10 protein-coding genes are annotated in these 13,903 nt (G+C 73.2%); 9 read left to right on the plus strand and 1 reads right to left on the minus strand.

Going from position 1 to position 13,903, the window contains the following annotated elements; all coding sequences use genetic code 11:
* The first annotated feature begins 55 nt into the window (after positions 1–55).
* From ACFQS7_RS04005 to ACFQS7_RS04045, 9 genes are all read left to right on the plus strand, one after another.
* Positions 56–1,894, plus strand: coding sequence for a DUF3140 domain-containing protein (locus ACFQS7_RS04005; RefSeq protein ID WP_380065723.1), 1,839 nt, complete (start codon positions 56–58; stop codon positions 1,892–1,894).
* Positions 1,895–2,100: 206 nt separating this feature from the next.
* Complete coding sequence (locus ACFQS7_RS04010) at positions 2,101–3,750, plus strand: acyl-CoA dehydrogenase family protein (protein ID WP_380065724.1); 1,650 nt, start codon at positions 2,101–2,103, stop codon at positions 3,748–3,750.
* A gap of 163 nt (positions 3,751–3,913) precedes the next feature.
* Positions 3,914–5,503 carry a phytoene desaturase family protein gene (crtI, locus tag ACFQS7_RS04015; RefSeq protein WP_380065725.1) on the plus strand — a complete coding sequence of 530 codons (1,590 nt, stop codon included), beginning with the start codon at positions 3,914–3,916 and terminating at the stop codon, positions 5,501–5,503.
* A 137-nt stretch (positions 5,504–5,640) separates the two neighbouring features.
* Entirely contained in the window at positions 5,641–7,242 is a 1,602-nt protein-coding gene (locus ACFQS7_RS04020) for a phytoene desaturase family protein (RefSeq protein ID WP_380065726.1), read from the plus strand.
* Between the two features lie 2 nt (positions 7,243–7,244).
* Complete coding sequence (locus tag ACFQS7_RS04025) at positions 7,245–8,066, plus strand: lysophospholipid acyltransferase family protein (protein ID WP_380065727.1); 822 nt, start codon at positions 7,245–7,247, stop codon at positions 8,064–8,066.
* Positions 8,067–8,142: 76 nt separating this feature from the next.
* Positions 8,143–9,237, plus strand: coding sequence for a glycosyltransferase (locus ACFQS7_RS04030; RefSeq protein WP_380065728.1), 1,095 nt, complete (start codon positions 8,143–8,145; stop codon positions 9,235–9,237).
* Positions 9,234–10,895, plus strand: a complete 1,662-nt coding sequence (locus ACFQS7_RS04035; RefSeq protein ID WP_380065729.1) for a squalene/phytoene synthase family protein — start codon at positions 9,234–9,236, stop codon at positions 10,893–10,895. Before ACFQS7_RS04030 ends, ACFQS7_RS04035 begins: the two co-directional genes overlap by 4 nt.
* Positions 10,892–12,106 carry an FAD-dependent oxidoreductase gene (locus tag ACFQS7_RS04040; protein WP_380065730.1) on the plus strand — a complete coding sequence of 405 codons (1,215 nt, stop codon included), beginning with the start codon at positions 10,892–10,894 and terminating at the stop codon, positions 12,104–12,106. Before ACFQS7_RS04035 ends, ACFQS7_RS04040 begins: the two co-directional genes overlap by 4 nt.
* Positions 12,107–12,188: 82 nt before the next feature.
* Positions 12,189–13,562, plus strand: a complete 1,374-nt coding sequence (locus tag ACFQS7_RS04045; protein ID WP_380065731.1) for an aldehyde dehydrogenase family protein — start codon at positions 12,189–12,191, stop codon at positions 13,560–13,562.
* A gap of 49 nt (positions 13,563–13,611) precedes the next feature.
* On the opposite strand, the gene ACFQS7_RS04050 is transcribed toward ACFQS7_RS04045, so the two are convergent.
* Complete coding sequence (locus ACFQS7_RS04050) at positions 13,612–13,857, minus strand: DUF1272 domain-containing protein (RefSeq protein WP_380065732.1); 246 nt, start codon at positions 13,855–13,857, stop codon at positions 13,612–13,614.
* Positions 13,858–13,903: the final 46 nt, after the last annotated feature.

Genomic DNA, 13,903 nt, shown 5'->3' on the forward strand with positions numbered 1-13,903 from the left:
AACGCTTGCCGTGGCGTGACGTTGCCAGCCGCAACCGCCACACACGGGATGCAGAATGGCCGGCGCCGCGCAGAAGTCCGATCCCGCACTCTGGGACAGCGTGAAGTCCGCGATCACCGCGGGTGACAAGGGCGGCAGGCCCGGCCAATGGTCGGCGCGCAAGGCGCAACTCGCCGCCGCCGAATACCGCCGCCGCGGCGGCGGCTATCTCGGACCGAAGTCGGCCGACAACCACTTGGCGGCATGGACGCGCGAGGACTGGGGCACGCGCTCCGGCGAAGACTCGCTCGAGACCGGTGAGCGGTATCTGCCGAAGGCGGCGCGCGCCCGGTTGTCGGCCGACGAGTACGACCGCACCACCGCCGCCAAGCGTCGCGACCTGGCGGCGGGCCGGCAGTTCTCCGCCCAGCCCGCCGATGTCGCGGCCAAGGCCGCGGCGGCGCGACACAAGACCACAGGGAAAGGACACGGTATGGCGGATTCCGAGGATGACGCGGCGCGGGCCTTCCATGACCTGGTGAACATGGAGGCGGCCGCGCTGCGCCGTTGGCTGGACACCGACGAAAGCCGCGGCGTCGGCATGACACAGGACGGCGAGACGGAGGCGGTAGGCCACCAGTCGGGCCGGCGGATCCTCGCCATCCTCGAAGGCGAGGCGCCGGACGCGGCCTTCCAGCACAAGGTGGTCGGCTACATCCGTCGCCATCTGGCACAGCGGCCGGGCGGCGACATCGCGCAGACGCGCTGGCGGTATTCACTGATGAACTGGGGACACGACCCGATGCAGGACGGCGACACGCAGACCGAAGGCAACGCCATGCCGGAGGCGGACGACCAGGAGGCGGCGCAGGACGCGGCGATGCAGCCGGACGATGCGCCGGAGGCAACGGCACCGCGCCGTCGCGCCCGTCGCGCCAAGCCGGAGACCGACGCGGCGGAGGCGACGCCGCGGAAGCCCCGCGCCCGCCGCGCCAACGAGGATACGCCGAGCGCCCGCCGCACATCCGCGACCGCGAAGCGCGCCGCCACGGCGGCCAAGCCTGGCCGGGCAAGCACCGGCACGGCGAAGCGCAGCACCGCGAAGGCGGCTCCGGCCAAGCGCGGCACCGCCGCCAGCACCCGCAGCGCGGCTGGTCGGGCGGCGCAGAGCGACGGTGGCCGCAAGGGCGGCAGCGCCAGCACCCCGCGCAAGGCCGCCGCGGCGCGCAGCAACGGCGCCAAGGGCGGCGCGGCACGCAGCAGCACCGCGCGGGGGAGCGGCGCCGCCACGCGGCGGACGGCGGCCGCGACGTCCAAGCGCGCTGCGGGGACCACGACGAAGCGCACCGCCGGGACGGCCACGAAGCGCGCCTCCAGCGGGACTGCGAAGCCGGCGACCACCAAGCGTGCTGCCGGCACGCCAGCGAAGCGTGCCTCGACGACGAAGCGGGCCTCCGGCACGGCGAAGCCTGCAACCACCAAGCGCGCGACGGGCGCGGCCGCCAAGCGCACCACCGGTGCAGCGACGAAGCGCACCACCGGTGCAGCGACGAAGCGCACCACCGGTGCGACGACGAAGCGCACCGCCGGTGCGACGACGAAGCGCACCGCCGGTACGACCGCCAAGCGCGCCACCGGTGCGACCGCCAAGCGCACCACTGGTGCGACGGCGAAGCGTGCCACCACGACGACAACCAAGCGCACCGCCGGCGCCGCGACCAAGCCGGCGGCCACCAAGCGCAACGCCGCGGCGCCGAAACGCGCCACCGGGGCCGCGGCCAATGGCGCCAAGCGTGTCACCGCCAAGCCGGCCAGCCCCAAGCGCGGCGCCGCGGGCCGCACCCCGTCGGCGGCCAAGGGGGGCCGGGCCAGCAGCGGCACCCGGCGCGGCAGTCCCACTCGCGGCCGCGACTGACCGGACGGCTACCGCCGGGCCGCTCGGCCGGCCCGGCGGTTGACTTCCCCAGATGCGTTACGCGGGGCTCCTCCAGCAACCCCGGCGCGAAGACATGGCGGCGTCTACGCGGCTTTACACTCCATTGGCTTGCCGCACTGCGTGGTCCATGGTGAACCCCGTCGGGGCTCGCCCACATGTGCCGCTGCAGGGGTCAAGACACCGCCATGACTGCCACCACCGCCGCCGAGGACCTCATCTTCGGCCTGACCCGCGTCATCGACCTGCCCGGGCTGACCGCCGCCGGCAGCGCGCCTCTGGGGGCGGAGGACATCGCCGCCATCATCGGCGAGGCCGACCGTTTCGCCCGCGACTTGCTCTGGCCGCATGCGATGGCCGCCGACCGGCATGGCGCGGTCTACGAGAACGGCGTGGTTCGCACCCCGCCGAGCTACCAGCCAGCCTACCAGGCCTGGATCGAGGGCGGCTGGCAGGGCCTGGCGGCCCCGGCCGAGGTCAACGGGATCGAGACCGGCGGGCAGGAGCTGCCGCAGGCGCTCTGGCTGGCCGTCGCCGAGCTGGTGACCGCCGGCGACATGTCCTTCAGCCTCTGCCCGCTGCTCAGCATCGGCGCGATCGAGGCGATCGCCCGCTTCGCCTCGCCGGCCCAGCAGGAGGCCTGGCTGCCCAAGCTGGTCAGCGGCGAATGGACGGGCACCATGTGCCTGACCGAGCCGCAGGCCGGCTCCGACCTGTCGCAGGTCCGCAGCAAGGCGGAGCCAGACGGGACGGGCGGCTACCGCATCACCGGGCAGAAGATCTACATTACCTGGGGCGAGCATGACCTCACCGCCAACACGCTGCACCTGATCCTGGCGCGGCTGCCGGATGCGCCGGCAGGTACCAAGGGCATCAGCCTGTTCGCCGCGCCGAAGCTGCTGCCCGACGGCACGCGCAACGCGCTGCGCTGCGGCGGGCTCGAGAAGAAGATGGGCATCCATGCCTCGCCCACCTGCGTCATGCTGTTCGAGGGCGCCGAGGCGCAGCTGGTGGGCGAGCCGAATCGCGGGCTGAACGCCATGTTCGCGATGATGAACGCCGCCCGCCTCGGCGTCGGGGTCGAGGGCGTGGCGCAGGGCGCCCGGGCCCTGGCCCTGGCCGAGCCCTATGCCGCGCAGCGCATCCAGGGCGGCCAGCCGATCGACCGGCACCCAGACGTGGCGCGGATGCTGGCGGAGATGCGCGCCATCACCTTGGCCGGGAGGCTGCTGGCGCTGGAGGCCGGCGCCGCGCTCGACCGGCACCGCCTGCTGGGCGACGCCGAGGCGGAGACGCGGGTGGCCCTGCTGACCCCGATCGTCAAGGCCTGGTGCACCGACCGCGGCGTGGATGTCGCCTCGCTCGGCATCCAGGTGCATGGCGGCATGGGCTTCGTCGAGGATACCGGCGCCGCGCAGGTGCTGCGCGACGCCCGCATCGCGCCGATCTACGAGGGCACCAACGGCATCCAGGCGATGGACCTGGTCGGCCGCAAGCTGTTCCGCGACGGCGGTGCGCATATGCGCGGCCTGCTGGCCGAGGTGGCGGCGGCCGATCCGAGGCTGGCGCCGGCCGTCACCGCCATGACCCGGGCGACCGATTGGATGCTGGACCGCGGGATGCGCGACGCCAATGCGGCGCAGGCCTCGGCCGCGGCCTATCTGGATGCGGCGGGCTGGACGCTCGGCGGCTGGATGCTGGCGCGTGCCGCGGCGGCCGATGACCGCTACGCGCCGCTCACCGCCTTCTACCTGGCGCGGCTGCTGCCGCGGGCGGCGGCGCGGGTGGCCGAGATCGAGGCGGCGGACAGCCTGCTCGCCTTGATGCCGGCGGCCTGAGCGGGCGCGATGGTGGTGCGGTTCGGCCACATCCGACCAGCACGGTGGGCGGCGCCGTCGCGTTATTGCGCTGCGGCACCCTTGCGGTTGGGTCACCCGGCCGCATGTCCCGCCTATCTCTCACCGAGAATCCTATGACTATGTGCAGGAAACGCCGCCGCGCATGAACGCTCCGCTCGCCACCCCCGCCCTCAAGGCCAGCCGGCCGCGCATCGCCATCGTCGGCGCCGGACCGGGCGGGCTTGCCTCCGCCATGCTGCTGGCGGCGCAGGGCGCGCAGGTCACCATCTTCGAGAAGGACAAGGTCGTCGGCGGCCGCACCCGGACGCTGTCGACGCCGGAAGGCTTCCGCTTCGACCTCGGCCCGACCTTCTTCCTGTATCCCCGGGTCATCGCCGAGATCTTCTCCAGCGTCGGCGCGCGGCTGGAGGACGAGGCGAAGCTGATCCGGGTCGACCCGCTCTACCGGCTGTTCTTCGAGAATGCCGCGAGCCTCGACGCGACGGCCGATCCGGTGCGCATGGAAGCCGAGATCGCCAAGCTCTGCCCCGAGGATGCGAAAGGCTTCCGCCGCTTCATCGCCGAGAACCGCGCCAAGCTGGAGGTCTTCCGGCCGGTGCTGGAGAAGCCCTTCGGCTCGATCTTCCGCTTCCTGCACCCCGAGGTGCTGAAGAGCCTGCCGCTGCTGCGGCCGCATTCCACGGTGGACAAGGACCTGGCGCGGCATTTCAGCCACCCGCTGGTGCGGCTCGCCTTCTCCTTCCAGACCAAATACCTGGGGATGAGCCCGTTCCGCTGCCCCAGCCTCTTCACCATCCTCAGCTTCCTCGAATACGAGCACGGCATCTGGCATATCGAAGGGGGCTGCGGCTCCATCTCGGACGCCATGGCGCGCGTCGCGCAGCGGCTCGGCGCCGAGATCCGCTTCGAGGCGCCGGTCGAGCACATCGCCTTCGAGGGCAGGAAGGCCAGCGGGCTGACCGTGGGCGGGGTGCACCACGCGGCGGATGCGGTGATCGTCAACGCCGACTTCGCCCATTCCATGCCGTACCTGGTGCCGGAGGCGCTGCGGCCGCGCTGGAAGGACGCCAAGATCGAGACGGCACGCTATTCCTGTTCGACCTTCATGCTCTATCTCGGCATCGAGGGTTCCTACCCGGCGCTGGCGCACCACACGGTGATGCTGTCCGAGGGCTATCAGCGGAACATCCGCCAGCTGGAAACGGGCATCCTGCCAGACCAGCCCAGCCTCTATCTGCACAACCCCAGCATCCTCGACCCGACCATGGCGCCGCCCGGCCATTCGGCACTGTACCTGCTGGTGCCGGTGCCCAACCTGCGCGATGCCAAGGCGCAGGGGTTGGATTGGAAGACCGAGGCGCCGCGCTTCCGCCGGCTGGTGCTGGACCGGCTGGCCAAGCTCGGCCTCGCCGACCTCGAATCGCGCATCCGGTATGAACGCATGGTCACGCCGCTCGAATGGCGCGACGAGTATGCGGTTGGCCATGGGGCGACCTTCAACCTCAGCCACGACCTGGCGCAGATGCTCTGCTTCCGGCCGCAGAACCGCTTCGTCGGGACCGAGGGCGTCTATCTGGTCGGCGGCGGCACGCATCCCGGCAGCGGCTTGCCGGTGATCTACGAGGGTGCGCGGATCACGACGCGGCTGCTGGCCGAGGATCTCGGCCTGCGGCCCGGCCCGGCGGTGCCGTCCATGGGTGGCCTCGCGCCGGCGCTCGAGCCGGCGCGGTAAAGGCTGCTTCCGCCGGCGCTCGAGCAGCCGGCGCGGTGAAGGCTGCTTCCGCCGACGCTCGAGCCTGCGCGGTGAATGAATCATTGGCCGGCGACTGAGCCGGCACGTTGAACGAGACGAGTAAGGGAGGAACGGCCATGACCTCGCATGTGGTGGTGGTAGGGGCCGGGCTCGGCGGCCTCGCCGCGGCGGCGACGGCGGCGGCGCGCGGCCACCGGGTGACGGTGCTCGACAAGAACCCCTGGCTGGGCGGCAAGGCGGCGGTGCTGAACCTGCCCGACCCCGAGCGCCCCGGCAGCAACCAGGGCTTCCGCTTCGACATGGGGCCGACCATCCTGACGGTGCCACGCGTGCTGCGGCGGATCTATGCCGAGGCGGGCCGCGACCAGGCGCAGGATCTGCCGCTGATCCGGCTCGACCCGCAATGGCGCTGCTTTTTCGACGACAACACCCGCATCGACCTGATCGAGAATGTCGATGCCATGGCGCGGTCGATGGATGCCTTCGCGCCCGGCAGCGGCCAGGGCGAAGGCTATCGCCGCTTCCAGCAGGTGGCGGAGAAGCTGCACGAGGTCTCGGAGAAGTTCTTCTTCTGGAAGCCGGTCGAGGGGATCGGCGACACCATGGACATGCGGGCCAATTTCAACCCCGACACCATGCGCGACGTGATGGCGCTGCGCATGGGCCAGACGGTGGCTAAGGTGATCCGCGGCCATGTGCCGGATGCGCGCCTGGCGCAGATGCTGGACCATTTCTGCCAGTATGTCGGCTCCTCGCCCTATCTCGCGCCAGCGGTGCTGTGCAGCATCGGCGACATGCAGGCGACCGAGGGCGTCTGGTACCCGAAGGGCGGGACGCGCGCCGTGGCCGTCGGCTTGGCGAAGCTGGCCGCGGACCTTGGCGCCGACCTGCGCACGGGCGTGGAAGTGACCGGCTTCGATATCGAGAACGGCGCCATCAAGGCGGTGAAGACCGCCTCCGGCGAGCGGATCGCCTGCGATGCCGTCATATCCAACATGGACGCCATCCGTACCTACAAGGAACTGGTCGGCGGCGCGCCCGGCCGGACCTATGCGAAGAAGGGGTTCGAGCCGGCCTGCTCCGGCGTGGTGCTCTATCTCGGCCTGAAGAAGCGCTACGACCATCTGGCGCACCACTGCTTCGTCTTCTCCCGCGATGCGGAGGAGGAGTTCGACGCGATCTACAAGCAGGGCATCCCGGCGCCCGACCCGACCGCCTATCTCGCGGCGCCCTCCTGCTCGGACGACAGCGTGGCGCCCGAGGGCGGCGAGGCGCTGTACGTGCTGGTGCACACCCCCTACCTGCGGCCCGGCCATGACTGGTCCAGGATGTTCGCGCCCTACCGGCAGGTCATCCTCGACAAGCTGAAGCGCACCGCGGGGATGGAGGACATCGAGGAGCGCATCGTGGTCGAGCAGGCGCTGACGCCGGTCGACATCCACGAGCGCTACAAGGTGCTCGACGGCGCCATCTATGGGCTGGCCAGCCATGGCCGCTGGGCCGGTGCCTTCAAGCCGTCCAACCGGTCGAAGCAGGTCAAGGGCCTCTACCTCGCCGGCGGCGCGGCGCATCCCGGGCCGGGGATGCCGATGGTGATGATGTCCGGCTGGATTGCGGCCGATGCGCTGGACCAGGATCTCGGCGGCCGCGGCATGAGCGCCGCGGCCGAGGAGGCCGGGCAGCGCGACGCGCTGCGGGCGCGGCTGGCGGCCGAGTAGCCATGGCCAGGGGGCGCACAGGGGAGGGGGCATCGCCGGTCGCGCTGTTCTCGCCGGCGCGCTTCGCCTTCTACCGCTTCATGTTCGCCGGCTTCGCGCGCAAGCACCTGCGCGCGGTGCGGGTGGCCAATTGGGGGCTGCCACCGCCGGACGATTCGTCCCGGCCGCTGGTGGTCTATGCCAACCACCCCTCCTGGTGGGACGGCGTCGCCTTCATGCTCTATTCGACCGAGCTCTTCCCGGGCCGTCGGATGTTCATCCCGATGGAGGCCGAGGCGCTGAAGCGCTACGGCTTCATGACCCGGATCGGCGTCTTCGGGGTGGAACAGCAATCGGCGCGCGGGGCGGTGGCCTTCCTGCGCACGGCCAAGGCGGTGCTGGCCGAGCCCGGCGCCATGCTGTGGATGAATGCGCCCGGCCGATTCATGGATGTGCGGGAGCGGCCGGTGCCGATGGCGCCCGGGCTGGTGCGGCTGGCGGAATATGCCCCCGACGTGCGCTTCCTGCCGATGGCGATCGAATACCCCTTCTGGTCGGAACGCTCGGCCGAGATGCTCTGCGGGTTCGGCACGCCGATCGACGGGGCGGCGCTGGCGGCGTTGGACCGCGAGCCGCGCGGCGAGGCCCTGGCCCGCGCCCTGGAAGCGACCATGGACCGCCTGGCCGAGGATGCGGTGGCCCGCGACCCTGCCCGCTTCCGCCCCGTGATCCGGGGGCGTGAGGGCATGGGCGGCATCTACGAACGCTGGCGGCATGTGTCGGCCGTGGCGCGCGGCAAGCCCTTCGACCCGCGCCACGACCCAAGCGTCGGAGGAAACGCATGAAGATCCAGAAAAACAGAGGGGGTCGGACGCATACGTCCAACCGTGGGGAATACCTTCGCCGCGGGTCTTCCCCCTGATGGACTGGACCTGGCTGTGCCTGGGCCTGACGGCGCTGCCGGCGGCGCTCGGCGTCCACAACCTGCGCCGCTTGCCTTTCCTGACAGGGGATCGGGCCGACGGTCTTGTCTCCGTCCTGATCCCCGCCCGCGACGAAGCGGTCAATATCGAGGCCTGCGTCACGGCCGCGCTGGCCAGCCGCGGCGTCGCGGTCGAGGTGGTGGTGATGGACGACGGCTCGACCGACGGCACGGCGGAGATCGTCCGCCGCCTGGCCGCGGCCGACCCGCGCGTCCGCCTGGCCGCGGCGCCGCCCTTGCCGCCGGACTGGACCGGCAAGGTGCATGCCTGCGCCCGGCTGGCGGAGGCGGCGCAGGGCGACTGGCTGCTGTTCATCGACGCCGATGTGCGGCTGGCGCCGGGTGCTGCGGCGGCGATGGCGGCGCATGCGGCGGCGAAGCACCTGGCCATGGTCAGCGGGGTGCCGCGGCAAATCATCGGCAGCCTGGGTGAGGCGCTGACGGTGCCGGGGATCAATTTTCTGCTGCTCGGCTACCTGCCCGGCGGCGGGCGGGCGGAGACGGTGCGGCCCGACCTGGCGGCGGCCTGCGGCCAGCTCGTGTTGTGCGAGCGCCGGGCCTACGAATCGATCGGCGGCCATGGCGCGGTGCGCCGGGTTCTGCACGAGGGCCTGGCCCTGGCCCGGCTGTTCCGCGCGCAGGGCCACCGGACCGAGGTGGTGGACGGCGCCCCGCTGGCGACCTGCCGGATGTATCGCGGCTTCGCCGAATGCTGGGGCGGCTTCCTGAAGAATGCCCGGGAGGGGATGGCGACGCCGCTCGGCCTGCCGATTTGGACGGTGCTGCTGGCCGGCGCGCATCTCTGGCCCTGGGCGCTGCTGCCGGAGATGCAGGCCGTCCTGGCGATCGCGCTGATGCTGGCGCTGCGGGCGGCGGTGACGATTCGGGCGCGGGAGCCCTGGTGGACCATCCCGTTGCACCCGGCGACCATGCTGGTGGCGCTGGCGATCCAGTGGTGGGCCTTGGCGCGCTGGGCGATGGGCCGGCCGGCGGGCTGGAAAGGCCGCGCATATCCGGCCACAAAGGCGGCATGAATGCCCCGGGCCCCGTAACCGCCAGCCTCGCCGTCTCCGCGACGCCGACCCGCGACCACGACGCGGAGAATTTCCCGACCGCCTCGCTGCTGCTGGCGAAGCCGCTGCGGGCCAAGGTGATGGCCTTCTACCGCTTCGTCCGCGTCGCCGACGACATCGGCGACAGCCCGGACCTGCCGGCCGAGGAGAAGATCCGCCGGCTGGACGCGATGGAGCGGGCGCTGGACGACCCGGCGAGGGGCCTGCCCGAGGCCGCGGCGATGCACCGCGCCGGCGTCGGCGTGGCGGAGGCCCGGCTGATGCTCTCCGCCTTCCGCCAGGATGCGGTGCAGACCCGCTACGCCGACTGGGCGGCGCTGGAGGACTACTGCCGCCGCTCGGCCGACCCGGTCGGGCGGATGCTGCTGCGGCTGCACGGGGATGGCGACAATGCCGCGGCCAATGCCGCGGCGGATGGGCTCTGCACCGCGCTGCAGGTGCTGAACCACCTGCAGGACCTGGTGCCGGACCGTGACTCGCTCGACCGGATCTACCTGCCCGAATCCTGGATGGCGATCGCCGGCGGCGAGCAGGCCTTCTTCGACCCCGCCAATGCGCCGCGGCGGCGCGAGGTGCTGGACGCGGCGCTCGACCGCGTGGAGGAGGCGCTGGACCGCGCCAGCGCCCTGCCGCGGCTGCTGCGATCCCGCCGGCTGGCGATCCAGAGCGCGATGACCATCGGCTGCGCCCGCCGCCTGCTGGCGAGGCTGCGGAAAGCCGACCCGGTGCTGGGGCGCGTCGCGCTCAGCAAGGCGGATTTCGCCAGGGCGCTGGCCGCGGCCTTCTCGCTCGGCCCGCGGGATGCGCCCATCGTCGCGTCGCGCGTCTCCCGCGCCGGCTCCTCCTTCGCCCGCGGCATGGCAGCGCTGAAGGGCGGCCGGCGGCGGGCGCTCTGGGGCGTCTATGCCTTCTGCCGGGCGGTGGACGACATCGCCGACGGCGCCATGCCGGAAGCCGAGAAGCGCCGCTTCCTGGCGGACTGGCGGCGCAAGCTGGCGGCGCCGGACTGCGTGTTGTCGCGCGAGCTGGCCTTCGCGCGCGAGGCCCATGGCGTGCCGCTGGCCGAGTGCGAGGCGATGATCGCCGGCATGGAGACCGACAGCGCCGACCGTCTCCGGCTGGCGACCGAGGCCGATCTCGACCTCTATTGCCGCCAGGTCGCCGGCAGCGTCGGCGCCATGAGCGTCCGCATCTTCGGCGCGCCGCAGGCCGAGGGCTTCGGCCTGGCACTCGGCCACACCTTCCAGCTGACCAACATCCTGCGTGACGTGGACGAGGATGCTCTGCGCGAGCGGGTCTATATCCCGCGCGACCTGCTGGATGCCGCCGGCATCCCGGAGGGGCCGGCGACGGAGATCGTCGCCCACCCGGCCTTCGCCGCGATCTGCGCCAAGCTCGGCGAACGGGCGGCTGAGGGCTTCGCCGCGGCCGAGCGCGACATCCGCGCCTACGACCCGCAGGCGCTGCTGCCGGCGGCGGTGATGATGTGGGGCTACCGGCGGCTGATGGATCGGCTGGTGCTGCGCGGCTGGGCCGGGCCGCGGCCGCGGCCGAAGCTGACCAAGGGCGAGAAGCTGCGCATGGCCTGGATGGCGCTGGGCTTCGGCCGCACCCCATGACCGTCCATGTCATCGGTGCCGGGGTCGCGGGCCTCGCCGCCGCGCTGGCGCTGGCCGAGGCCGGGCGCCCCGTGCTGCTGCACGAAGCCGCGCCCAATGCCGGCGGCCGCTGCCGTGCGCTGCCGGACGGCACCGACAACGGCACCCATGCGCTGCTCGGCGCCAATGCCGCGGCGCTCGGCCTGCTGGCCCGGATCGGCGCGCTGGAGGGCTGGGTGGAGCCGGAGCCGGCCGGCCTGCCGGTGCTCGACCTGCGGGACGGCCGGGCCTTCCGCGTCGCGCTCTCGCCGCTCGGCTGGGGCAATCCGGCGCTGCGCCCGCCGGGCCTGACCGGCGGGGCGCTGCTGGCGCTGGCCGGGCTGGCCTTGCCGGGGCGGGACCGCGCGGTCGGTCCGGCCATGGCGGCGCATCCCGAATTCCTCCGTGGCTTCGTCGATCCCCTGGTCGTCGCCGCGCTGAACACGCCGAGCGAGGAGGCCTCCGCCAACCGGCTCGGCGCGGTGCTGCGGCGGCTCGGCGGCCGTGGCGCGACGCGGCTGCTGGTGGCGCGGCGCGGGCTGGGGCCGGACCTGGTCGAGCCGGCGCTGGCGGCGATCGCGCGCGCCGGCGGGACCATCCGCTTCGGCGCCCGGCTGCGTCGGCTGGTGGTGCAAAGCGGGCGCGTCGCCGGCCTCGACTTCGGCGAGGATGCGGTGACGTTCGGCCCCGGCGATGCCGCCCTGCTGGCGACGCCGCCCTGGGAGAGCCAGCGGCTGCTGCCGCAGCTGGATACGCCGGCCGGCTATGCGCCGATCGTCAACCTGCATTACGCCCATCCCGGCCCCGGGCCGGTGCGGTTCCTCGGCATGCTGGATGCGCTCTGCCAATGGGTGCTGGTGCGGCCGGCGGGCGTCTCGGTCACCGTCAGCGCCGGCGACGACGCGGCGCGGCAGGACCAGGCGGTGCTGGGCCCCCGCGCCTGGGCGGAGTTGCGGCAGGCGGCGCTGGCCTTCGGCCTGGCGGGCGACTGGCCGGAGGCGCCGCCGCCCTGCCGCGTGGTGAAGGAACGCCGCGCCACCCCGCGCCACACCCCGGGCCCGCCGCTGCGCCCGCCGCTGCTGCCGCTGGGCAACCTGGCCCTGGCGGGCGACTGGACCGACCCGGTGTTGCCGGCGACGATCGAGGCCTCGGTCCGCAGCGGGGAGGCGGCGGCGCGGGCCTTGCTGCGATAGTCCGCCTGGATCGCCGGTCCGGGATGGGCTGGAAAGCGGCGGTGCCCGGGCGCACCTGTGGCGAGGACATCGAGGAAAAGCCGTGCCGGACACAGCCCTGCCGCCCGAGGCGACCATCGACCCCGCCGCCGCGCTGGCCGCGCTGCGCGTCGTCGTCGCCCGCGACGGCGCCCTGCCGCTGGACCGGCGCCGCGACCTGCTGCGCGCGCTGGCCGCCCTGCTGCTGCGCGAGGCCGATGCCGTCGCCGCCGCGTTGGATGCCGATTACGGCGGCCGCAGCCCGGAGGAGACGCTGCTCGCCGAGGTGAAGCTGACCGTCGATGCCGCCCGCCACGCCGCCGCCCGGCTGCACCGCTGGGCGAAGCCGCGCCGGGCCGGCGTCCCATTCCCTTTCCTGCCCGCCCGCGCCGCGGTGGAGCCGGTGCCGAAAGGCGTCATCGGCATCATGGCGCCCTGGAACTACCCCCTGCAGCTTGCCCTGCTGCCGGCGATCGACGCCATCGCCGCCGGCAACCGCGTCGTCCTCAAGCCGGCCGAGGCGACCCCGCGCACCGCCGCCCTGCTGGACGCGATGGTCGCCGAAGCCTGGGGGCCAGACATCGCCCGTGTCGTCCAGGGCGGGCCGGAGATCGCCGCCGCATTCGCCGCGCAGCCCTGGGATCACCTGGTCTTCACCGGCGGCACCGAGACCGGCCGCCGCGTCATGCAGGCCGCCGCCGCCAACCTGGTGCCGCTGACGCTCGAGCTGGGCGGCAAATGCCCGGCCCTGGTCCTGCCCGGCGCCGACCTGGCCCGGGCGGCGCAGGCGATCCTCGCCGGCAAGGTGGTGAATGCCGGGCAGACCTGCATCGCCCCCGACACCGTCCTGCTGGTCGGCCACAGCGCCGCCGCCTTCGCGGCCGCCTGCCGCGCCACCGGCATCGCCCTGCCGGACACGGTGGTGGTGAACGACCGCCAGGCGGCGCGGCTGGAGGCGCTCTGTGAGGGCGTGGCGCTCACCCCGCTCGCCCCGCCCGGCCCCGGTCGCCGGCGTGCCCTGGCCCTGGCCGCGGCGCCGCCCGACCACCCGCTGCACGCGACCGAGATCTTCGGCCCGGTGCTGGCGGTGCAGCCGCTGCCCGACCTCGCCGCCGCCATCGCCTGGATCGCCGGACGCCCGCGCCCGCTCGCGGTCTACCTGTTCGGCGCCACGCCGCGGGAGGAGGCCGCGGTCGCCGCCGGCACCCGGAGCGGCGCCCTGATTGCGGGACGCTGCATCGAATACGCCGCCTTCCCCGACCTGCCCTTCGGCGGCACCGGCGCCTCCGGCTTCGGCCGGCGCAACGGAGAGGCGGGGTTCCTGGAATTCAGTCTGCTCCGCGCCCGGGTCTCGCATGGGCGCTGGAGCCTGGCGCGGCTGCTGGACCCGCCGCGCTCCGAACGGGGCAGGGCATTGATCCGGCGGGTGCTGCGGTAGGCAAGCGGCGGGGGAAGTATCCCCCGCGCCCCCTCTATGTCTGTGGCCCTCAGGCTGCGGTGCAGCCTGAGGGCTTGACCTTGCGGACCGTGCTCGCAGGGTGCTTCAGCAGCTTCTCGGCGGGGCGGATCGGGCGGCGGACCAGGTCGCCGCCGCAATTGGGGCAGCGGCCCTGCAGGACGCCGTCGGTGCAGGCGGCGCAGAAGGTGCATTCGTAGGAGCAGATGCGCGCCTCAAGGCTCGCCGGCGGCAGGTCGGTGCCGCAGCACTCGCAGCAGGGGCGGAGTTCGAGCATCGCGGAAGCCTCCCGGATTCGCCACGAAGCCTCCCCGGCCACTCCG

It is taken from the genome of Dankookia sp. GCM10030260 (genome assembly GCF_042666655.1).
Lineage (GTDB): Bacteria > Pseudomonadota > Alphaproteobacteria > Acetobacterales > Acetobacteraceae > Paracraurococcus.

Coding starts and splice junctions, on each gene's coding strand:
- ACFQS7_RS04005 (WP_380065723.1), top strand. CDS start 56: ATGGCCGGCGCCGCGCAGAAGTCCGATCCCGCACTCTGGGACAGCGTG.
- ACFQS7_RS04010 (WP_380065724.1), top strand. CDS start 2,101: ATGACTGCCACCACCGCCGCCGAGGACCTCATCTTCGGCCTGACCCGC.
- crtI (WP_380065725.1), top strand. CDS start 3,914: ATGAACGCTCCGCTCGCCACCCCCGCCCTCAAGGCCAGCCGGCCGCGC.
- ACFQS7_RS04020 (WP_380065726.1), top strand. CDS start 5,641: ATGACCTCGCATGTGGTGGTGGTAGGGGCCGGGCTCGGCGGCCTCGCC.
- ACFQS7_RS04025 (WP_380065727.1), top strand. CDS start 7,245: ATGGCCAGGGGGCGCACAGGGGAGGGGGCATCGCCGGTCGCGCTGTTC.
- ACFQS7_RS04030 (WP_380065728.1), top strand. CDS start 8,143: ATGGACTGGACCTGGCTGTGCCTGGGCCTGACGGCGCTGCCGGCGGCG.
- ACFQS7_RS04035 (WP_380065729.1), top strand. CDS start 9,234: ATGAATGCCCCGGGCCCCGTAACCGCCAGCCTCGCCGTCTCCGCGACG.
- ACFQS7_RS04040 (WP_380065730.1), top strand. CDS start 10,892: ATGACCGTCCATGTCATCGGTGCCGGGGTCGCGGGCCTCGCCGCCGCG.
- ACFQS7_RS04050 (WP_380065732.1), bottom strand. CDS start 13,857: ATGCTCGAACTCCGCCCCTGCTGCGAGTGCTGCGGCACCGACCTGCCG.